We start from the raw sequence: 21,784 nt of genomic DNA on the forward strand, positions 1-21,784 counted from the left end.
AATTATTGATTTGACTGAGAGAGTCAATAAAAAAAGGAGCCTCATCATGGCTCCTTTTGGGTATCAGGGGAGATAGTAAGCAAGGTTTAGAAGCGACCGACAATACCGATACTTGCGCCAAAGCCATCTACATCAGAATCAAGTACTTTAGATACTTCAAAAGTTGCAGAGAAAGCGTCTGACATACGCAACCAGTACGCTGTCTTAGCTGCAAAATCATTATCTGAACCGTCGTCAACATATCCAAGCCCAACAGACCAAGCTTTAGTCACATACCAGTCAGCATTCAAATTGAAGATGTCGTCATTGTCAGTGTGAGTCCACATAGCGCCTAAATCGATGCCTGTTGTGGCTTCAAAGGCTAGAAAGCTGCGAATTTCAGCACCGTAGAATGACTCAAAATCATCACTGCCATCGACATAGAATGCCGCGACTTTCGAGCTGTCATTGAAGTAGTAACCCGCATCGAATTGGTAAAGGTTGCCACTGAAATCGCCGATTTCAAAGCGATTGTATTCAGCACCAACAAACCATTTTGAGTCAAATACATAAGTTCCATCAATACGAACAGTGTCAGTATCTGCATCATCAAACATTGAGTAACCAGCACCAATATTAGTGGTTTGCGCTAAAAAACCATTCAATGCATATGGGCCATTATCTTGTGATACTGGCTTGATGTAGTAGCGGTAGTTTAGATCCCAAATACCATCGCCGAATTCTTCAGTATTAGCTGAATATTCAAGACCTGCTTCGTGTTGAAACGGAGCATCTTGTGCTGCGATTGCAGGAAGTGCGAATAGACCAGATAGTAGTGCTAAAGCGGTAACGTTTTTCATCAATCATTCCTTTATTTGATTATTATCGCTAGGTGATTCAAGCAAATAAGGACATGGAGATATCAAGGTAGGTTGATTCATCCATTGAACCTGAATTACGGCCTAACATCATAGTCGGTGCCGCATGCTTTCCTAGCGGCGCAGAAGGTAATACAAATCAGAATAAAAAGAAAATAAAAAATACGAAATAACATAAAATTAATTATTTATCATGATGTTATTACGTAATAAGTAATGTATTTGACTGATTAAGACATACTTTGAGGTAAGGGAAGGTCAAACCGTGTGCTCCTATATTAATAGGGATGACATGCTTTGACCTTAACGCTGAGATTAAAGGCTACGTTTAGGAGGCACAATCACGTTTGCAAAAATTAAACCTGCAATAAGTGACATAAAAATTAAAAATACCTGTGTGCCTAAATGAGCCTGGTTTAGCATGGTCTCACCTGAGATCATTGCATTTAAACCAATATAAGTTTTACTACCTGGAACCAAAATAACAATACCTTGAAGCAGTGCAATTGATACGGGTGCTTTCATCCAACGAGCATAAAGGTTTGAATAAATGCCAACAGCCAGTGCGCCAACAAATATACCAATCGACTCCCCTAGGTAAAGACCGCCTAACATAGCCGAGAAATACGCCACAATACCTGCGCAAATTCCCCAAGGTGAGTCTTTGATACGTGCTTTAAAGATGATAACCAGCGCCATAGACAGTAATGGAACGGCTGCCCATGAGGCATAGCGAGGGAGTAAATCGGGTTCAATATACACAGATTCGCCAAACATCACTTTACCCAAAGTCATGCCAAGTACAGCACCAAAATACAATTTAAAAAGCAGCATGATCGCATCCATGATCCTTGCTGTGCCTGATATTAAATCTCGAGCGGCAAGCTCAGCTAAACCAAGTGTGAGCGCTAAACCAGGGATAAAAATAATGATCCCTGACAAGATGACCACGGGTATATTGATGCTGGGATCAACCACCGCTGCAATACCACAGGTTAAAATCGCACAGACTACAGCCGCTAACGGTTCAAGCATTTCAGCGACACGTTTAGATTTTTCTGCCCAAAATACTAATCCGTAAACTAGTAAGCCCAGCATGCCAGACCAAAAAACATCGTTCCAGCTGGTATCCATTAGCATCGCAAACGCGCCAGCACTCACCCCAAAGGACAATAACGTTAGCCCATGGCCGTAAGGGTTAGGTTTATTGGCAATTTCTTCTAAACGCTCGAGTGCTTCACTCAGGGTACGTTGCCCTGTACTAAGCTCTTCAACCAAATCAAAGGTGCGCGCCAAAGAGCCTAAATCCAAGTCACCGGGTTTAACCCTGGCAACATGGTTATATTCTTGTTCGGTATCGTGCTGCAAGACAAAGGTCATTGAGGTGGGTGATATTAAAAAGTATCCCTCAATTCCTAAGGTCGAAGACACCGTTTGTAAGTGGGATTCAAGACGGTAAGCGGGCGTACCGAATTTATGCAGGGCTTTGCCTAATTTTATGATAAATCTGCGTTTTTCAATGAAGTTGTCATCGTTCATTAGGCGTGCGTCACTCTAGTTAACATGGGTAGTAGGTCAATGGCGCGAATAGTAACCGAAATGAGGTTGGCTGAATACCTAAAAAGCAGCAAAAAATTGTTAAAAAGTTGATAATTCCATTTTGTTTCAATGTGTATAGAATGAATACTCAATTGTAGTCACTATTTGGCTAAATGCCGTAAAAATAATAAAAAGGAAATATCACACATGTCATTGATGATTTCAGGGTTCTACGCCAGCTTAACCGTGCTACTTGCAATAGGTTTGTCCATCAGAGTGATTAAGCAGCGAAGGGTCAATAAAGTCGGTATTGGCACTGGTGGTAATGCTGATTTAGCGTTGGCAAAGCGTGTCCATGAAAACTTGCTAGAAAATGCGCCCCTTGCACTGATTTTATTCATGCTGGCTGAGTTTAATGGCTTACCTGCAGCAATATTGCATTGTTTTGGTACCGTGTGGATTGTGGCGAGATTATTACATGCCATAGGGTTAACTGCAGCTAAAGGCGGTGTGCACTTTGGCCGCGTTTGGGGCGTATTGTTAACTTGGGTTGTGATGGTTGGCTTAGCGATTGTAAATATTGGATTTTTTATTGGTTTATAACAATCAGCTTTAGCCTTAAAGACAAAAGTCATTGTTTTTAATAAGGTTATAGAAACCTATAAATAGCTTAAAAACCTTATTTATGCTGCTTTTTTAGTCACACTTAGTGTGATGTAACTGCTATACTCCGCCTCCAGAAAAAAGTTGGGTGAGTTGAACTAAACTTGGTTAAGTGCAACTCACCAGATCGATGATGTTTAATGTAGGCAAATCTCATGCAAGTTGAATCCACGCTATTTAATTACCCAAGATACTGGGCCGAATGCTATGGCACGGCACCGTTTCTTCCTATGTCTCGTAAAGAGATGGATCAGCTTGGTTGGGATAGCTGCGATATTATTATTGTCAGTGGCGATGCTTATGTTGATCATCCAAGTTTTGGTATGGCTGTTATTGGCCGAATGCTCGAAGCACAAGGGTTTCGAGTGGGGATAATTTGCCAGCCAGATTGGTCCAATAAAAATGACTTCATGAAGCTAGGTCGCCCGAATTTATTCTTTGGTGTTACTGCGGGCAACATGGATTCGATGATTAACCGCTACACCGCAGATCGTCGTATTCGTAGTGATGATGCTTATACGCCTAATGATGAAGGCGGCAAACGCCCCGATCGCGCGGTTACTGTTTACACCCAGCGCTGTAAAGAAGCCTTTAAAGAAGTGCCCGTCGTCATTGGGGGTATTGAGGCAAGCTTACGCCGTATCGCCCATTATGATTATTGGTCAGACAAAGTACGCCGTAGTGTTATTTTTGATGCCAAAGCCGATATCCTAATTTATGGTAATGCCGAGCGTCCGCTGGTGGAAGTCGCTCACCGTATTGCTAACGGTGAGAAAATGGCTGACTTGCACGATATTCGTGGTACCGCAGTTATTCGTCATGAACCATTGCCGGGCTGGAAAGGCATGGACTCACGTAAATTGGATCAATTGCATAAGATTGATCCGATCCCAAACCCATATGGTGCAGATGATGTTGGCTGTGAAAAACTGTCAGGGCCAACTGATAAGAAAATTTTTGATAATGATGCGCCAAAAGCTATCAGTGTCCAGCCGCCAAGACCCAAGCCATGGGAAAAAACTTACGTACTATTGCCAGCTTATGAAAAAGTCGCTGATGATAAATATTTATACGCTCATGCATCACGTATTTTGCATCAAGAGCAAAACCCAGGCTGTGCGCGTGCGTTATTTCAAGCCCAAGGAAATCGCTCTGTTTGGGTCAATCCGCCAGCTTGGCCATTGAATACTGACGAAATGGACGCAGTATTTGATTTGCCGTATCAACGAGTGCCGCACCCAAGTTACGGCAAGGCGAAAATTCCTGCATATGACATGATTAAAACCTCGATTAACATTATGCGAGGGTGTTTTGGTGGTTGTTCGTTCTGTTCGATTACAGAACACGAAGGGCGCATTATTCAAAGTCGTTCACAAGAATCAATCATCAAAGAAATCAAAGATATTCAAGAAAAAGTACCTGGGTTTACTGGGGTGATTTCAGATCTTGGTGGGCCAACGGCGAACATGTATCGTCTTGGCTGCACCAGCGTAAAAGCGGAAACAACGTGTCGTCGTTTATCCTGTGTTTATCCAAGTATCTGTGGCCATTTAGGGACAGATCATAAACACACCATTGATTTATACCGAGCAGCACGTGACGTCCCAGGAATTAAAAAGGTACTGATTGCCTCTGGTGTACGTTATGACTTAGCCACTGAAGATCCACGCTATGTTAAAGAGCTGGCTAAACACCATGTTGGTGGCTATTTAAAAATTGCCCCAGAGCATACCGAAGATGGCCCACTCAGTAAGATGATGAAGCCGGGTATGGGCAGTTATCATAAGTTTAAAGAGTTATTTGATTTTTACTCTAAAGAAGCGGGTAAGAAGCAGTACTTGATCCCGTACTTTATTTCTGCGCATCCAGGGACTACAGATGAGGACATGCTGAACCTGGCGTTATGGCTTAAATCAGAAAAGTTTAAGCTAGACCAAGTTCAGAATTTTTATCCATCGCCAATGGCTAATGCGACTACCATTTATCACACTGAGCTTAACTCACTTAAAAATGTGAAACACAGCAGTGAAGAAGTGACCGTACCGAAAAAAGGTCGTCAACGCCGCTTACATAAAGCATTGCTACGTTATCATGATCCCGCTGGCTGGCCTCTTATTCGTGAAGCACTTGTTGCTATGGGTAAAGAGCATTTGATTGGCCACGGCGTCCAACATATTGTTCCGCCAGAAGCGCGTAATGAGCGCCAAGGCTTTGGTGCTAAAAACCGTGGCAGTAAGAGTGACGGCAGTAAAAAAGCATTCACCCGTTTTTCTGGTAATCAGTTTGATGATAGAAAGTCATCAGGCAAGAAACCCACACCTGCGAATAAAGCGAAGGCAGAAGGCGGCACCAGTGGGAGCGGGAAGTCATCGGATAAGGGTAACAATGCAGGCAAAGGCAAAACTGGCTGGTCACAAAAGAAAAAGCCGTTTAGCGCTAAAGGCACTGGTGGTGCAGGCCAAAAGCAAGGAAAACGCCCTGCGAGAGCGAAATAATACAAAGCATGGCTATTGTTAGCTCTATGACTTAACCTTGTTACATTAAAGCCGTCTTTATAGACGGTTTTTATTCAGGTTTAATTAAACAATCACTGTTAGTGTGATGTGTGAATAAAAATAACGAGATCGATACTAAAAGGAATAATAATGAAAAAAATATTGATCGCTGGTGTAATCAGCAGCATGGCGCCTGCTATTGCAATGGCACATGCCCCTAAAGACAACCCACAACATCAATATTTTGATGCAATCGCCGCATACTGCGGTAAAGCGTTTGCCGGTGAAGTGACAGCTGGTAATGAAGCTGACTCTGCTTTTAGTAATAAAGCGTTAATCATGCACGTACGTGAGTGCAGCGATACTGAACTTAAAATTCCTTTCCATGTAGGTGATGACCATTCACGTACTTGGGTGATTACCAAAACTGAAACAGGCTTGCGTCTCAAGCATGATCATCGTCATGAAGATGGTACTGAAGATAAAGTCACTATGTATGGCGGCGATACTGCTGATATGGGCAGTGCGACTCAGCAGTCATTCCCAGTTGACCAAGAGTCGATTGATAACTTTAATGAAAACGGTTTAACGGCGTCAGTAACTAACGTGTGGCACATGTATATTGAGCCAACCACATTCACCTATCGTTTAACGCGTGAAAACCGCGACTTTAGAGTCGACTTTGATTTAACCAAGCCTGTGGCATTACCGCCAACGCCTTGGGGTCATGAGTAATGTGTCGCTGAAAGCATATATTGACATAAGATAACCATAGTCTGACAAAATCTCGAGCGGCTGTACACTATATGTACTGGTGTTGCTCGAGATTTTTGTTCATGTATATGCGGAATTTTCGTAAGCCTTCGCTCAATAAAAAACGTTTTTAAATTCGCGAGTGCAAAAGTGAGCGAAACAATTACGACTTTTGGCAGTCAAAAAAATACATAGACACCCATAGTTAATGGCATCAATCGTGACTTCCTACCAAGCTTGATTTGACCATTAAACAATGAGGTTATGATGCCGCGCCCTCGTAGAAGCCAAATTAGTCTTGCCCCCCTTATTATCATTGCTGTAGCCGTGTGGTTCGCCGCGCTTTCTTAAAAAATACGTAGACACCCATAGTTAATGGTATCAAGCGTAACTTCTTACCAAGCTTGATTTGAGCATTAAACAAGGAGGTTATGATGCCTCGCCCTCGTTGAAACCAAATTAGTCTTGAACTCTTGTCAACGAGATAGTCCTTATTATCATTGCTGTAGCCGCGTGGTTCGCCGCGCCTTCTTATGTGGTGATGATAAATACACAGGCAACAACTATGACCACTGACGAGGATGGATTGAATCACTCATTCTTGAACTGACGGATGTGTTTGCCATTGATATAGCAGCTTATGAGTAAGACTAATAACGATAGAGACTTCTGCGGGCGTAAGCATATCAGGCAGTCTATTGACTTGTGGCAGCTTAACAATATTAAGCCACTGCCATTGTTGGCAAGGACATGTCGATAGACCTATTTACAAGTGAATGCAACCCATTACGGTCGAGTTTCACCGTGCTCCACGAATTTAAGGCAATCAAACTGGCAAAGTAGTGCTTCAAATCTTCGGTTGAAAGGTTATCAGGACATGCATCGAAATAAGCTCTAATGCGCCTGACAGCGTAGCTTCGTTCAACAAGATCATTAATGATAAATCACAATCCATACGAATTATCGTACAGCTTATTATCTGCTTATTAGTTCTGAACTGTAATCTCATCACATCATCTATTGGTTATTCTTGTATCAAAATTGGTAATAACTCTTCCTGTGAATTGGTAATATCATCTCTTGTGGGTTGGTAATGCAGCCTGACCGCTGGTTAAGTTTGTTATGTTATTTGGTCATGTTGTCATATCCATTGGTAGTGAATATAAAAACTATTCTACAACAACAGCTCGGTTTTTATATAAGGTGCTGTTTATATGATTTATTTTTATCAAATAGAAAATGTGTCAAGCCAATGAGTTAGTCTTTTTTTATGCTCTAGTTACTACCAATTTAGTTTTTTGGTAATGCTTGGGTCACTATTTTGGTTGACAAAGATATGTTGTGGTGGTTATATTTTGTTTAACACAAAGTTATAGGTGTGAATAAATTGTTAAGGGTATGGCTGTGTTAGGTAAGTTATCTATGATTCTATGCATTGCAATTAATCATTGCTCTTTGATCATATACAACAAAGAGTTCTGCTTCTTTTTACTACGAAATTAGATAATTTTTGGTGTTAATTAGAAGCAAAGTCTTACCTATTTTTATTACGTTTTTCGGGGTTAGTTAAGTTCATGTGTAGGTGCGCCACTATGATGCTGCGCATATAGGTATTCTAAGAAAGCGTTGAAAATAGTTAAGCCGAACAATACACGAACATATTCAACAAAGAGATCGTAAATTATCAAGGATTCCAATATCAACACATATAAATCTTACCGACATTCTCAAAGGAAAATGTGTGACGTTTTTGCTGCGCTAGTTTTTGCTTTAGCTGTTTTTAGCGCATCACTTAATGCTCAGAAAATTGAGGGGAATACGCTTATTCCTAAGTCACACACTAGTCTTGCTGAAGGTGTTTTACTGGGGGATTTGTCAAAACTCGATCCGCTTAAAAAGCCAGGTGAAAATTTTGACTTACTCGATTGGTCGTTAACGTTGCCAACCGATCTCAACGAAGATAAAAAAGCTGATACCGTCTATGAGAAATCATTAAGTAAAGGCTTTAACTTAAAGCCATTTTTTTATACAGCAGATGATGGTGGCTTGGTATTCGCTTGCCCAAACATAGGTGCCAAGACCTCAAAAAATACAAAATATGCGAGAACCGAACTACGCGAAATGCTACGTAGAGGTAATAGTCGAATAAAAACGCGTGGCCTGACTAAAAATAACTGGGTTTTCAGCAATGCGCATGGTTCGGCGAAAGCTAAGTCTGGGGGAGTTGAAGGCAGTTTGGAAGGGACTTTGGCAATAAACCGAGTATCTACCACTGGTGATGAAAAAAAGGTCGGACGCGTGATCATCGGCCAAATTCACGCCACTGATGACGAACCCATCCGTTTATATTACCGAAAATTACCTGGCAACTCGAAAGGGTCTATTTATTTTGCCCATGAAATAAATGATGGTGATGATATTTGGATAAATATGATTGGCTCACGTTCACATACTTTGTCAGATCCTGATGACGGCATCGCCTTAAACGAAAAGTTCTCTTATAAAATTTCCGTCGAAGATGAAGTGTTGTTCGTCACTATAATCAGGGAAGGTAAGCCTAATATTACTAAGTACTTTGATATGAAAGATAGTGGTTACAGTGCTAGTAACCAGTATATGTATTTTAAAGCGGGTGTTTATAACCAAAACAATGGCGGCGCTGATGGTGATTATGTGCAAGCTACTTTCTATCATATCCATAACACGCATAAAGGGTATAAATTTTAGCGCAGTTAATACATCAATTTAAAATTCGTAACTCGTAACTACAACTATTGGTTATATTTTTATTTAAATTAATAGGTTAGAACTTTTGTTTGGGTTTCGTCTGTTGAAATTAATATAGCGCTAATTTAAATATAAGAATTTAAGTCAGTCACCTGCTTGCAATAATAAATATAAGAATTTAATGGCAGTCACCTGCTTGCAATAATAAATATAAGAATTTAATGGCAGTAACCTGCTTGCAATAATAAATATAAGAAGTAAATGGCAGTAACCTGCTTGCAAAAATAAATATACCAATAAATGGCATTAACATGCTTATTAAAATACTAAGGGGAAGTACGGTATGTCGACGAAGTTAAGTAAAAAAACAAAACCCATCCATAAAATAGGGAAGTTCAAGCTTTCACCTATAGCAAAATGGATGAAGCTTGCTGCATTTACTTCTGTAACCAGTTCTTTTGCATTTTCGGCAATAGCACAAGAAGCCGAAACTGAAAATCTAGATAAAGTTGATAATGATATAGAAGTTGTTGTCGTTACTGGTACACGTAAAACAATTCAAGACCAAATTTCAATAAAGCGTGAATCTACCACGGTTGTTGACGGTTTATCTGCTTCAGATATTGGTGATTTACCTGCACTTTCAATTGGTGAGGCGCTAGAAACATTAACGGGGGCATCATCTCACCGTGAAAATGGTGGTGCTACTGAAATCAGTATTCGTGGTTTAGGTCCATTCTTAAGTGCCACTAACATCAATGGCCGTGAAGCGACCAATGGTAGTGGTGACCGTTCAGTTAACTTTTCTCAGTTCCCATCAGAGTTGATGCAGAAAGTCGCTATTTATAAAACACAAGACGCTTCCATGATTGAAGGTGGGGTTGCCGGTGTTATTACTCTGGAGACACTTAAGCCTTTAGATTTTGGTAAGCAACGTTTTCAGGCTGAAGTAAAAGGTAACTACAACCCAGACCAAGCAAACGTTGACAATTCACTTCAAGGTGATTTGGGCTACCGTGGAACACTAAGTTATGTTGATCAATTTGAGTTTGATAACGGTCAAGCATTTGGTTTGAGTGTAGGTTTGCAGCGTCAAGATATTAGCCAGCCAGAAGCTGAATATAGAAGCTCAAGCCCAACGGGTTCATCTTTGTGGGCATGTTTGAATGATCCAACCGATACCAATACCGGTTTTTTCCGTAGCTCAGCGGGCGATTGTGAAGATGAAATTGTTGGCTCAAATAACCAAGGTTATAATAATGATATTGATCCAGACACAGGTCTTGCAGTAGATGATGGTAGAGAATACGCATGGACTGGCTCAAGCCGAAGCTTCCGTCAAAATGAAACCTCTGATGAAAGAGACGCTTTATTCTTTGCTCTACAATACCAACCCTCAAATAAATGGGATATCAATTTTGACGCGCAAATTTCAGATCGTACCCAAGCAGAAGCGCGTCATGATTTAATTTTCTTACAAAAGCGCGTTACACCGGGTGTAACGGGACAAAATCTGATCACGAACGATGTTGGCGGTATTCTACATTGGGAAGGTGAAGAACGCATCGAGTCTGCGGGCGAGCAATTTTCGCGTGAAGAAAAATATCGTGGATATGGCTTGAACGTTGAACATTTTTTCTCTGATGATCTAAAGATTAGTCTTGACCTTGGCTATTCTAAAACCAGCCGTGAAGAACTACAAATAACAAACCGAGGAAGAACGAGCTCTCGTCCTTTCTTATCTTGGGATTTAGGTGAACATATTCCTCATTTCACAGTGACTGATTTTGATGTGACTGATATTTCCAATTTTACTGATAGCCTTCGTACTCGTATCGACAGAGAAAATGTCCGCGAAAACGAAATTATGGGTGCACGCCTTGATGTTGATTATATTCTAGACAGTGATTTTTTTAGTAGCGTTCAAGCTGGTGTTCGCGTTTCTGAGCTAACATTTGTTCAATTTGGTGGCACGAACGGTAATGGCTCAAGAACTACATATAATTTAGATGAATCTGCAACATCGGCCATCGATGTACTTGAAGGTTGCCAAATAGCCTTCCCTGAGACTGATTTTTTATCCAGTGTTTCTGACGGTGATATTATCACCCATGTTGACAGTTCAGGTAATGTTGTAGAAAGCGGTACAGGCGCTTCGTGGGCAACTTACAATAACGAGTGTTTCTCTCAAGCAGTAGCAGCATCACAAGGCGGCGAATTCGCATACCCAGATGTTACATACGAGAATGCGGGTACTATTGACGTAACAGAACAAACTACCTCTGCTTACGCCATGCTTAATTACGACACTGAAATGTTTGGTAAATATATTCGTGGTAACTTTGGTGTTCGTGTAGTGGATACTGACGTTACCTCTATTGGCTTTCGAGAAGGTTTCGACGTTGTCACTGATCCGGCGACAGGTATCGTCGAATTAGTACCAAACGGAAGTATTGAAAAGATTGAAAGTGGTGGTGATTACACTGAAGTACTACCAAGCTTTAACTTAGTCGTTGATTATGATGACAATATTCTCCTAAGGGCCGGAATTTACCGAGGTATGTCACGTGCAGATCCATCTGATCTAAGTTATAGCCGCACATTCGTAACCGATGACTCGGATGATCCTGAATCAGTTGAAGACTTGTTGGTTGGTGTTAATGGTTCAGGTAACCCTGATCTTCAACCATTAATGTCATGGAACTATGACGCTGCTTTTGAATGGTATCCAAGCGATGACTCTATGGTAGCGCTAGGTGTTTACTATAAGCAATTCAATGGCGGTTACCAACAGCAAACACAGTTAGAGAATTTTATCGTTGACGGTGTGGAAGTTTCTTTACCTATTACTAATTCAGTCACTACTGACGAAAACAGTGACCTTTATGGTTTCGAAGCGACATTTTCGTATCGTTGGGATTTAGGCATTGGTGTGAAGCTTGGTTATAACTACGCCGATACAACCTATGAGTTTGAAGACAGTAACTACGGTAATACCTATACGACTGGTTTAGATGGTGTTGTTACTCAGGAAACCGTAGGTATTGTTCCTCCTGCTTCAGTACCTGGATTTTCTGAGCATGTATTCAATGGACAGGTTTACTACCAAATAGGCGGTTTTGATACTGCTCTTATCTACAAGTATCGTAGTGAATACTTCCAACCATACACTTCTAACGGCACAAGACTGCGTTATGTTGATGAGGCAGGTATTTGGGAAGCTCGTGCTGCTTACAAAATCAATCAACACCTTCGTATTAAAGTTTCAGCAATTAACTTGTTCAGTGAGCCACGCAGTGATGACTTCTATACCCAAGGTAACTTGGGTCAAGTAAGTGATTACGGTCCTCGCCTGTTCGCAGGTGTCAGCTTTAAGTACTAGCCAAGTCTAGTACTTAAATAAAACAAGCTAAATTTGGAAAAGAATCTTTTTGGAGTCATAAAAATGAATAATAAATCTCTTTTATCGCTCATCATTGCGACAGGCCTATTAGGTTGTGGCGGTGATGACGGTGCTGAACTAGATGGAAATACTCGCGGTAGTATAGCAATAACCGGAAGCAATTTTATCGCTGGCGAAACAATCTCTGCAGCAGCTACTGATGCTGACGGAATTCAAGCAGACACCATTACCTATGTTTGGTCAACAGGTACAATCGGCACATCTTACACAATTACTGAAGCTGACGAAGGCACTGTCATTTCTGTTTCTGCTAATTATACCGATGATGCAGGCTTTACCGAAGGCGTAGGTGCATCTACACCCACTATCAACCCGACCTTAGATGTTTCTGCTAGCATTATTAAGGGACCTATTGATGGTGCAACTTGTGAGATATTTGAAGTTGATGATAGTGGTGCTGCGGTTCTTCCTGAGCAAGGCACTGCAACCTCTGACACTTCAGGTGGCGTTACTTTTATCGACGTACACTTCGAAGGTGCGGGTTTAATTGCGTGTACTGGCGGTACTTATACGGACGAATCAACAGGTTTAACCTTAGATGCTCCTCAACTAAGATCTGTAGTGAATGTAGTTGAAAATATTATTGAGACTGATGATGAGGGTGTGGAAACCATACTACCACCACCTACCTATGTTGTTTCTCCTTTAACCGAAATGGCTGTTCAAAACGCGGGTAGTGATTTAAACCAGTTTGCTGACGCAGCTGAAATAATTAATGCTCGTTTTGGTATTCGTTTTGATACAACAGAAGTGCTTCCTACTTTAGTTGGTACTGTTGAACTTGGTGCTGATGGTGCTGAAGATGCTGATAGATATGGTTCTGTGCTAGCGCTACTATCACAAGTTGATGCAGACAACGCAGACGCAGATTTATCTACCGTTATGGAAGATCTTGCTAGTGACGTCGCTGATGGTTCTTTTTCTGAAGAGTCTTTAGTTACACTTGAGACAGCACAAATTAATTTGCAAACGACTTCACAAGTTGCTAGTTCTGTTGATGAGGCGTTACTTGACGGAATTGGAGCCGCTGTTGGTTATAACAATGACCCTGTTGCAGCAATCATCGAAGGTGAATTTGGCGGTACTGTTCAACATACAGCTACGGATCCATTAACTGGTTCACTAACCATTATCGATCCAAACTTCGAAGAAGATGCTTTTGTTGCTCAAACTGATGTGGCACTTGATTATGGTACATTTAGTATCAGTGCCAACGGTAGCTGGTCTTACACGGTTAACACTGCAAATGATACTTTAGCGAACCTTGAACTAGGTGAGTCTGTAAGTGATTCAATCACTATCGCTTCTATTGATGGTACCACTGCTGAAATTAATATTCGTGTTGCTTCACTTACTCAAGTTGTAAAAATAAGCGATACAGGCGGCGATACGGGTGAGATTAGATTTAGCGTTGATAACCTTCGTCAAGGTAAGTTGACTGCATCTATATCTAAAGAGGTTGCGCTTGGTAGTGATGGAAATATTAAAGATGCCTACATTACGCTTTATGGCTCATCTGGTAGTTCTAGTGAATCGCTTATAGATTTGCGTATTCAAGGAACTCAAACTCAAGACGACGGCACAGTAATTGACCCTCGTTTCTTTGTTCGAAATACTGACAGTGACGCTTACCCTGGCAATATAATCACTGCCCCATTTGTTGAAGAGCAGTTTTATGATGTAGAAATCACATGGGACTTAGATCAGGCAGATCAAATCACCGTGACTATTGATGGTGAAGTGATTGGTGGAGGTTCATTCTCTACTGCAGCAGTTGTTGACTCTGATTATACAGGCTTAGACCAGTGGTTCGCTGATGGTGTTAAAGCTATCCAATTTAGATTCGGTGATAATGATAGAACGATTCCTTTCGGTTCTTTCTATGCTGATAACATTGAAGTATTTTCTGATACCGCTGGCACTACAAGTATATTTTCAGATGACTTTGAAGGCTATGATGCAGGTGAAACTTTAGATGGTACAGACAGCAAATATAGCCTAGCTATTTACGCTGAAGTGTCTGTATTTGATGCAGGCGATGGCACAGAAGAAGCTACGCCAGCAGCATTCTTTGATTTAACTGGAAGAATTGCAAGTGATGAGGCAACGGCAGCAGGTGCTGTAAGTGTACTTGACCCAGATGATGGCGAAGCTTTTATTGTTCAGACAACCTTAATGGGTACATACGGTACATTAGCAATTTTAGAAGATGGCTCTTGGACGTATACACTTGATACTGCTAATGCCACTATTGCAGCACTTGTTGTGGGTGAAAGTGAAATCGATACCTTTACTATTGAATCTTTTGATGGCACTACCGCTGAATTAGCAATCACAATTACAGGCACAATTGTTGTTGATACTGGAGCAAACAATGTTGCCAGAATGGCTGATACATCATTAACTGCTGACGCTGAGTTACGTTTAACAACGGAGCCACTTGCTGAGGGTTCTATTTCTACAACCATTAAGCTACAAGCAATTTCTGGCTTCACTGCTACACCAGAAGTTTCTGAAGATAATACCGCTTACATCAGTATCTATGGTGGCTCTGCTTCTTCAAGTAACTTAACGGGTGAAATTGTCTTTGCTAAAGACGGTGCTGTTAAGTATCGTGATGCAAATAAAGATCAACAAACCATTGATGGCTTAACTTATTTTGATGATACAGATATTGATGTAGTTCTTGCTTGGACAGCAACAGGTTATTCACTTTCAATTGATGGTGGTACTACGTTCTACGGTCCTTATGAAGCAATCAATACTGGTACAGCGACCGAAACGTATCAAATTCGTATTGGTAGCTCTTCGAAAGAGTCAGCAAAAGAATTACTCGCTGATGATATCGTCATTGCTGATGAAACAGATACGGCGGTTCTATCTGAAGACTTCGAAACTTATGCTGAAGGTGAAGATTTAAGTGCAATGTATTCAAGTTCTGCTGAAGCAACCGTTAAGACCATAGCGGGAAGTAGTGTAAATAAAGTTGCCCGAATGGCTGACACATCACTAGACGCTGACGCTGAGTTACGCTTAACCACGACTCCACTTGCTGAAGGCGCTATTTCAACAACCGTTAAGTTACAGGCGATTGCTGGCTTCACTGCAACACCAGAGGTTAGCGAAGATAATACCGCTTATATTAGTATTTATGGTGGCTCAGCCTCTTCAAGTAACCTAACAGGCGAAATTATCTTTAGTAATGATGGTAGTGTTAAATATCGTGATTCATCTAAATCGCAGCAAATCATTGATGGCTTAACGCATGCAAATGATACGGACATTGATGTAGTGCTTGAATGGACCGCAACAGGTTATTCACTTTCAATTGATGGTGGTACTACGTTCTACGGTCCTTATGAAGCAATCAATACAGGTACAGCGACAGAAACGTATCAAATCCGTATAGGTAGCTCTTCGAAAGAGTCAGCAAAAGAGTTACTCGCTGATGACATTGTTATCGCTGATGCAAACGATACTGCAGTGCTATCTGAGGACTTCGAAAGTTATGCTGTGGGTGACGATCTAAGTACGACTTACTCTAGTTCTGCCGAAGCAACAGTGCAAGAGGACTAATTAATTTGCTGTTGTAAATTAATCTTTTAAATAATGTGTTAAAAATGCCGCTTATTGATAGCGGCATTTTTTGTACTTATTTTGTAGACCAAAGTGTGCTATTTGAATGCGACTTTCGCTTTTTTAAAAGTGATAAATAGCAAACAAAGTATCTATTTTTTCCTCTTTATCTTTTTCGTCTTTAGCGAGTTTTTTAAATATCCAGCTATAAGAATTTTAATAAATAGGTGAGTGAAAATAACAGATTTTAGATCAAGCTTTTAGAGCGCTTGAGATAATTCAATGAAAGGCAACCATACAATAAAGAAACCTTTATGCCGTACCTGATATAACGACCAAAATTGTTAACTGATCAGTATTAGATAATGACTTGATTGATCTCGTCACTGTAATTAAATAACCACCCATTTGCTTTGCTTTACTTTTACACTCATTATGCTTAAACATCTCAATAATATTACTGATTGTCGTTCCTATATAAATCAAGAATATGTTGGGTCAGTGTAAACTTTAATTTATTACCATACATTTTCTAATATCACAGCTCACTTTTATAATTTCTGCATTAACTTACTTTTGTACAAAAGTGAGCTAGAAAGAGCTAATGTCTTAATCGTAATAAAAGAACATGACACTATTCTCGTTTATTAGTGAATATTACAATTTGTCAGCTTATGGTTATATTTTATATCAGGATATGGTTATATCTTTAAGCTAAGAGCTTGAAAGTCAGATAAAGGTTATGTCAACTTATGCTCGCAGCGACAAATAAGCTCAAAAGGGGTTGGCTCTTATTTTAGAGAGTAAAAAGGCTACTATTGCAGCCATTTTTAATGGGTGACAGTTTATTGTTTAAATAAGCTTATTTCGGATCAAAGCTGAAAGCTTGACCGGCAATGGCCGCTTCATACATAAAGCCACCTTTAGCCGCTGTAAAAATTGCCATGCCATTCATATAACTTGCCTTGGCTGCTGTGCGATTTCCAGCATTACCTGCAGCGGCAGAATTACCAGTCGAGCCAACTTGAGCGTTTGCACCAACAGTAATGGCGACGGCTGAGGCTTGGGCGCTAAATTCGAATGTGCCACTGGTAAAGTCGTCGTACGCAGCTTTATTTTTGAAGAAGATAAGCTCGCTGTATGCTTGTCCGCCCAATTGAAAACCAATAGACAGCTGAGATAGGGTTGAGTCACCAGTGTGGCTGCCACCACGATAGACTCGACCTGAACCATAGGCGGCGCCGATACCTACACCACCTTTACCTACTGTTGGATAAACGGCATATCCATAAGCATCATTGAAAAAGCTCTGCACTTCGGGGGCTTTTTTAAAGTCAGCAATGGTCTTTGCGTATTTGTCAGCATATTTATCTGCATGGGCAGTGGTAGAAAAAGTAAGCCCTAACAGCGCAACGCTCAGTGCTAAGACGGATAAAATATTTTTCATGCTAACTCCTGTTAATCGATATCGGATTGGTTTCAGCTGTTATGTAGGGTCACTACTTGCTCATTAATGTTAATGGCAAATCATGTTCGTACTCACAATAAAAATGAGCTGAATTGATGCAAGTTTGCAAGCAGCATATCAAAGCCGTGAGTCAAAGGGCAAAAATAACGCGCTTATTGTCAGCTAAGGTTCAGCCTACTGACGCGAAGCGCACTTAGATACAGTCTTGATATGAAAGGCTGTTTTCTAGTCTTGTATACCTAGCACATAATAATCAAACCATTTCTTGTCCCATTCCATTTTGGCTTTTCGATGCTGATATCGACTTAATCCATGACCTTCATCTGGGTACACAACTAATTCAACGGGCACATTAAGGTAGTGCTTTAAAGCACGATATAACCCTTGAGCATGGCCTAAAGGCACACGTTGGTCGTGTTCGCCGATATGAATTAATGTGGGCGTGTTAATGTTATTGGCATAGGTCAGTGATGACGCTTTTTTATAAGCTTCTGGCTGTTCCCACGGTAATCCCTGCATAAAGTTCACTACATGACCTGGGGTATCTTCTAACATCCACTGTAAACGTTGATCGAAAACGCCTGCACCAGAACTTGCTGCCTTAAAGCGATTGGTGGTGCTGATGAGGGCATTCGTTAAGTAGCCGCCATTACTCCAGCCCATCACTGCCATTTTATCTTCATCAGCGATGCCTTCAGCGATTAAATGATCAACACCTGCAAGAATATCGCTGACTTCAATATCGTGTTCTTGACCCACTAAGTCAGTGAGAAACTTATCACCGAATCCCGTTGAACCACGATAGTTTGGCGATAAGATCGCCCAGCCATCCGCCGAAAATGTGCTGCGTCCGTATGAGCGATGTTGTAGTGCATAAGGTGTCGCAGATGTAGGACCACCATGGATTTGTACTATCAGTGGTAATCTCCCTTGCGACGCTTTATAGCCATGTGGAAGTTCTAATATACCCTCAACGGTAGCGCCATCGGGTGCTTGCCATTTCACGATGGAAATCTGTGGTAATTGCCATTGTTTTACTTGCGAGTTGATGTCAGTGATACGTTTAATTTTAGCGCGGCGATTATCAGCATCAGCAATAAAAAGGTCGCTAAAATGAGTTAAGCCATTATGGCTCAGCACGAGCTGTTTACCTGATGAATTAAAGTCATAGCTGCCGACTACGATGTCAGCATCTATGACTTTACGGCTATCACCTTGCTTGTTCTTGATAAATTCTGTGCAATAAATTTTTACTCGAGCAGACTCTGCACCGCGATAACAAATTTCATCACTGTTTGGACGCCACTGAATATCTTGTCCATTTAAGGTGACCTTACTCGGGCGAGAGAGCTCGGTTATGCTGTTGTTGCCTTTGGCGGTGTCAGCGATAAATAACTTGCCTGGGTGACCGTCAAAGTCGATGCGAAAGGCCAGTTGCTGATTATTATCATGCCAAGCCAACCCTAATAACCAACCGTAAGGTGATGGAGCTTGTTGACGCCATTGTTGATCAGCCAATACCTGATGACGTTGTTGCTTCACATCATAAATATCAATGTCAGACCAACCTTCAAGTTTTACTAATTCATTATCTTCGGTCGTAATTCGGGCAATTTTAGTTTGGGCATTATTAACACTGAATTGCCAGACTACCTTATCGTCATCAATTAAGGTTTGTTGTTTGTAGTGTTCTAAATCAAGCACATAGAGTGGATTTGACTGGTGTTCACCATGACCATATTGAGGCGCATCATGGCGGCTGCGCATTTCACTCCAGACATCGGTTTCTTCGGTGGTTTTATTGCCAGTAAAATACAAGTTTTTACCATCACGGCTTAACTGAAACGCATTTACCCCTTCAGTTTCTTTGGTCAATGGCTGTAAGTCCGTACCACTATTAGTCATTCTAAATACTTGGTTTTTGCCATTCAGTGGCGCTTTTTCATGGTTGTCAGTACGTTTTGAAAGAAAGTAAATATATTGCCCGTCTGGACTCCAAACTGGACTTGCTTCATTTTCATTACTGAATGTGAGGCGTTGAGTTTGACGGGTTTTAGTGTTGACTTTCCATAAGTCAGATTGGGCTTTATCGAGCGTTTCATCCCAACGACTTTCTACCCAAATCGCTTCTTTACCATTAGGGCTAAAACTCACTTGTTTCATCATGGCGATGTCAAAAAAGTCATCAATAGTGATTTTTTCTAGTGCAGATTCGGCTGTTGTCTGAAAAGAAATACTGAGTAGAGAAATAAGCCCAATTGGGCGAAGGCGGGTTAATAACGTTGACATGGAGCTCCTTTCCTTATTCTTGATGTGTGTTAATGGAGTCGCTTTTCTGAGGCCGTATCTTCATTGATGATGGTTTGTAAATAATTTAATTCTTCAGAATTTAATAACTGCTCACTGGCTTTTTGTGGCTTGTGTGATTGATTCTGATTGGCGTTATTGTTGTTACCTCTGAGGTAGGCAGCACGGGTAATTTGATGCAAACCATATAAGGCAAAACCATAAACCGTTATCAGCAGTGACAATCGTGCAATGGTATGAGCTAAAACTGAAATAGTATCACCGAAATAAAATGGGATTAATACCATCACTATGCGCAGTACCCAATTAAGCAATATTCCGGCAGTAAGTATCAGTAACCAGCGCAATCTAATATCTTTTAAGCTTTGTTGATTGGTTAATTTAAAGCGTTTTTTATGTTTATTGATGGTATTGAATATCAACCCAAAGTAGATGGCACTTTGTAAAATGATGAACCCAGGCATGACTAATGCAATCGTGTTGATATGACGGAGTTCGCTAACTGAATTGACCACTTGTGTTGAAGCGGTGGGATCCAGCCCAATGTTGAAAAACACTGCAAACATAATGGCAATCATAGTGATTAACGTCGGTGATAGGTGTTTGAGAATATTACTATCTGATACCGGAATTTGCAGGCAAGCTTTACAGTATGAATAAAGTAAAGGCATCAATAAAAAGTAAAAGGGCACCATTAAGGTCAAAATGAAATGAATTTGAATCGGTGCATTTTCACGGGTGATTGCCCCAGTGGCAAAAAAAAGTGCAATGAGCAAAAATAACGAGCCTAATAAACGATTACTTTGTGTCGTGCTAGGATCGCTGTTGGCGTATATGTAGCGCACATACAAGCCTACCCCGAAGCAATGAATACCGCCGAGTAAAGATAACCAAATATAAGCTTGCGAGAAAAACGGTCCGAGTTCGATCAGTTACCCCTTATTTCATTCTAAGTGATAATACCTCTAAGCGACTATTTCGACCAGTATCCTAAGCTTTTTTTTGCTTTCTTATGTGACGATTTGAAACGCCTTCAGGTGGCTTACCTGGTGCGGGTTTTCTTTCTGATAATAAATGCTTAATCGACATAATGGGATGGGGGATCAGCATTCGTGGTCCTGAGTAGATCATTATCTCTCGGACTTTTTGTTTCATGTGGGGTTTATAGCAATGAACTGGGCATTTATTGCATGTTGGTTTGTCTTGACCGTAAGGACAGCGATCTAATCGAGTTTCGGCATATTCAAGTAATGAACGGCATTCCTCACACAACTCTTTACCTTGTGTCTGTTGATGATGAGCACGACAATATATGCCAGCCATGGCTGTCATTGTGTTGAGCTCAAACAGTAATTTTCCTGAGAGAATAAAAGATTCAGACATCAATAAATACCTTAGTAATTTACTCGGGTATGAGTAGTGTAACTAGCTTCAATGATTCAGTTCAATTTAGGTGATTATAAGCTTGAGCTAAAGCACAAAAATCTCAAAATTTGAATTTATCCCCACTTATCATGTTTAATGGCACAAAAGCAGGATAAATACTTGATTTATTGCTGCACAATAGCTTATTAATACTAGATAACCTGCTCAAAAAAGCAGCGTGAAAATTAATCTCTCTTGAATAGACTTTGAGCTTGACTGCTTAGCTATTTAAATACACACAAACATGACACAGGTATGGTGTTATCAATGAAATATATTGTCATTATTTTATTAGTCTTGTTGGGCGTTTATTTGTACCGTCGAACGCAGAAGGTTGCTCAGAACGAATTAGATGAGAAAACATCTGCTCAACAAGAAAAACCGCAAGAAACGACAGTGTCAGAAGATGTGATTGACGTAGAAGCAGAAGTCGTGGAAGAAACAACTGAAAAGGCTGTTGATGAGGTTGTCGTTGGCGCTAACACTGTCGTGCCAGAGCCAGAGCCAGAGC

13 protein-coding genes and 2 pseudogenes are annotated in these 21,784 nt (G+C 40.8%); 8 read left to right on the forward strand and 7 right to left on the reverse strand.

Annotated features, from left to right (window positions below; genetic code table 11):
- Window positions 1–86: 86 nt before the first annotated feature.
- Window positions 87–839: a putative porin gene (locus AB4128_RS09465; RefSeq protein WP_119969321.1), complete on the reverse strand. Its 753-nt coding sequence runs from the start codon at window positions 837–839 to the stop codon at window positions 87–89.
- 333 nt (window positions 840–1,172) lie between these two features.
- On the reverse strand, window positions 1,173–2,396 hold the full coding sequence (locus AB4128_RS09470) for a threonine/serine exporter ThrE family protein (RefSeq protein WP_055025525.1): 1,224 nt from the start codon (window positions 2,394–2,396) through the stop codon (window positions 1,173–1,175).
- A gap of 207 nt (window positions 2,397–2,603) precedes the next feature.
- Between AB4128_RS09470 and AB4128_RS09475 the strand changes: the two genes are divergently transcribed.
- The 4 genes and pseudogenes from AB4128_RS09475 to AB4128_RS09490 all read left to right on the forward strand — a co-directional run.
- Window positions 2,604–2,999, forward strand: a complete 396-nt coding sequence (locus AB4128_RS09475) for an MAPEG family protein (protein WP_055025524.1) — start codon at window positions 2,604–2,606, stop codon at window positions 2,997–2,999.
- A gap of 215 nt (window positions 3,000–3,214) precedes the next feature.
- Window positions 3,215–5,554, forward strand: coding sequence for a YgiQ family radical SAM protein (locus AB4128_RS09480; protein WP_080917048.1), 2,340 nt, complete (start codon window positions 3,215–3,217; stop codon window positions 5,552–5,554).
- Between the two features lie 186 nt (window positions 5,555–5,740).
- On the forward strand, window positions 5,741–6,289 hold the full coding sequence (locus AB4128_RS09485; protein ID WP_240433843.1) for a hypothetical protein: 549 nt from the start codon (window positions 5,741–5,743) through the stop codon (window positions 6,287–6,289).
- A 452-nt stretch (window positions 6,290–6,741) separates the two neighbouring features.
- Window positions 6,742–6,949 (forward strand): annotated as a pseudogene (locus AB4128_RS09490) (hypothetical protein); the annotation flags it as partial.
- 80 nt (window positions 6,950–7,029) lie between these two features.
- Here AB4128_RS09490 and AB4128_RS09495 read toward each other — a convergent pair.
- Window positions 7,030–7,248: a phage integrase N-terminal SAM-like domain-containing protein gene (locus tag AB4128_RS09495; protein ID WP_372037547.1), complete on the reverse strand. Its 219-nt coding sequence runs from the start codon at window positions 7,246–7,248 to the stop codon at window positions 7,030–7,032.
- 796 nt (window positions 7,249–8,044) lie between these two features.
- Here AB4128_RS09495 and AB4128_RS09500 point away from each other — a divergent pair.
- The 3 genes from AB4128_RS09500 (at window position 8,045) to AB4128_RS09510 (ending at window position 16,073) form a co-directional block, all read left to right on the forward strand.
- On the forward strand, window positions 8,045–9,034 hold the full coding sequence (locus AB4128_RS09500; protein WP_372037538.1) for a polysaccharide lyase family 7 protein: 990 nt from the start codon (window positions 8,045–8,047) through the stop codon (window positions 9,032–9,034).
- Between the two features lie 343 nt (window positions 9,035–9,377).
- Complete coding sequence (locus AB4128_RS09505) at window positions 9,378–12,416, forward strand: TonB-dependent receptor (RefSeq protein ID WP_055025520.1); 3,039 nt, start codon at window positions 9,378–9,380, stop codon at window positions 12,414–12,416.
- A 63-nt stretch (window positions 12,417–12,479) separates the two neighbouring features.
- On the forward strand, window positions 12,480–16,073 hold the full coding sequence (locus AB4128_RS09510; RefSeq protein ID WP_055025519.1) for a VCBS domain-containing protein: 3,594 nt from the start codon (window positions 12,480–12,482) through the stop codon (window positions 16,071–16,073).
- A gap of 862 nt (window positions 16,074–16,935) precedes the next feature.
- On the opposite strand, the gene AB4128_RS09515 is transcribed toward AB4128_RS09510, so the two are convergent.
- From AB4128_RS09515 to AB4128_RS09530, 4 genes are all read right to left on the reverse strand, one after another.
- On the reverse strand, window positions 16,936–17,520 hold the full coding sequence (locus AB4128_RS09515) for a YSC84-related protein (protein ID WP_055025518.1): 585 nt from the start codon (window positions 17,518–17,520) through the stop codon (window positions 16,936–16,938).
- Between the two features lie 246 nt (window positions 17,521–17,766).
- Window positions 17,767–19,830 (reverse strand): S9 family peptidase, encoded by a 2,064-nt coding sequence (locus AB4128_RS09520; protein WP_055025517.1) that lies wholly within the window; start codon window positions 19,828–19,830, stop codon window positions 17,767–17,769.
- Window positions 19,831–19,859: 29 nt separating this feature from the next.
- Entirely contained in the window at window positions 19,860–20,693 is an 834-nt protein-coding gene (locus tag AB4128_RS09525; RefSeq protein WP_063124248.1) for a hypothetical protein, read from the reverse strand.
- Window positions 20,694–20,838: 145 nt separating this feature from the next.
- Window positions 20,839–21,231, reverse strand: coding sequence for a nitrous oxide-stimulated promoter family protein (locus AB4128_RS09530; protein ID WP_372037539.1), 393 nt, complete (start codon window positions 21,229–21,231; stop codon window positions 20,839–20,841).
- A gap of 309 nt (window positions 21,232–21,540) precedes the next feature.
- On the opposite strand from AB4128_RS09530, the pseudogene AB4128_RS09535 reads away from it, so the two are divergent.
- Window positions 21,541–21,784 (forward strand): annotated as a pseudogene (locus tag AB4128_RS09535) (hypothetical protein); the annotation flags it as partial.

Origin of the sequence: Shewanella sp. 10N.286.52.A9, from assembly GCF_041468985.1 — a bacterium.
GTDB classification, from domain to species: domain Bacteria; phylum Pseudomonadota; class Gammaproteobacteria; order Enterobacterales; family Shewanellaceae; genus Shewanella; species Shewanella japonica.

Coding starts and splice junctions, on each gene's coding strand:
- AB4128_RS09465 (WP_119969321.1), bottom strand. CDS start 839: ATGAAAAACGTTACCGCTTTAGCACTACTATCTGGTCTATTCGCACTT.
- AB4128_RS09470 (WP_055025525.1), bottom strand. CDS start 2,396: ATGAACGATGACAACTTCATTGAAAAACGCAGATTTATCATAAAATTA.
- AB4128_RS09475 (WP_055025524.1), top strand. CDS start 2,604: ATGTCATTGATGATTTCAGGGTTCTACGCCAGCTTAACCGTGCTACTT.
- AB4128_RS09480 (WP_080917048.1), top strand. CDS start 3,215: ATGCAAGTTGAATCCACGCTATTTAATTACCCAAGATACTGGGCCGAA.
- AB4128_RS09485 (WP_240433843.1), top strand. CDS start 5,741: ATGGCGCCTGCTATTGCAATGGCACATGCCCCTAAAGACAACCCACAA.
- AB4128_RS09500 (WP_372037538.1), top strand. CDS start 8,045: ATGTGTGACGTTTTTGCTGCGCTAGTTTTTGCTTTAGCTGTTTTTAGC.
- AB4128_RS09505 (WP_055025520.1), top strand. CDS start 9,378: ATGTCGACGAAGTTAAGTAAAAAAACAAAACCCATCCATAAAATAGGG.
- AB4128_RS09510 (WP_055025519.1), top strand. CDS start 12,480: ATGAATAATAAATCTCTTTTATCGCTCATCATTGCGACAGGCCTATTA.
- AB4128_RS09515 (WP_055025518.1), bottom strand. CDS start 17,520: ATGAAAAATATTTTATCCGTCTTAGCACTGAGCGTTGCGCTGTTAGGG.
- AB4128_RS09520 (WP_055025517.1), bottom strand. CDS start 19,830: ATGTCAACGTTATTAACCCGCCTTCGCCCAATTGGGCTTATTTCTCTA.
- AB4128_RS09530 (WP_372037539.1), bottom strand. CDS start 21,231: ATGTCTGAATCTTTTATTCTCTCAGGAAAATTACTGTTTGAGCTCAAC.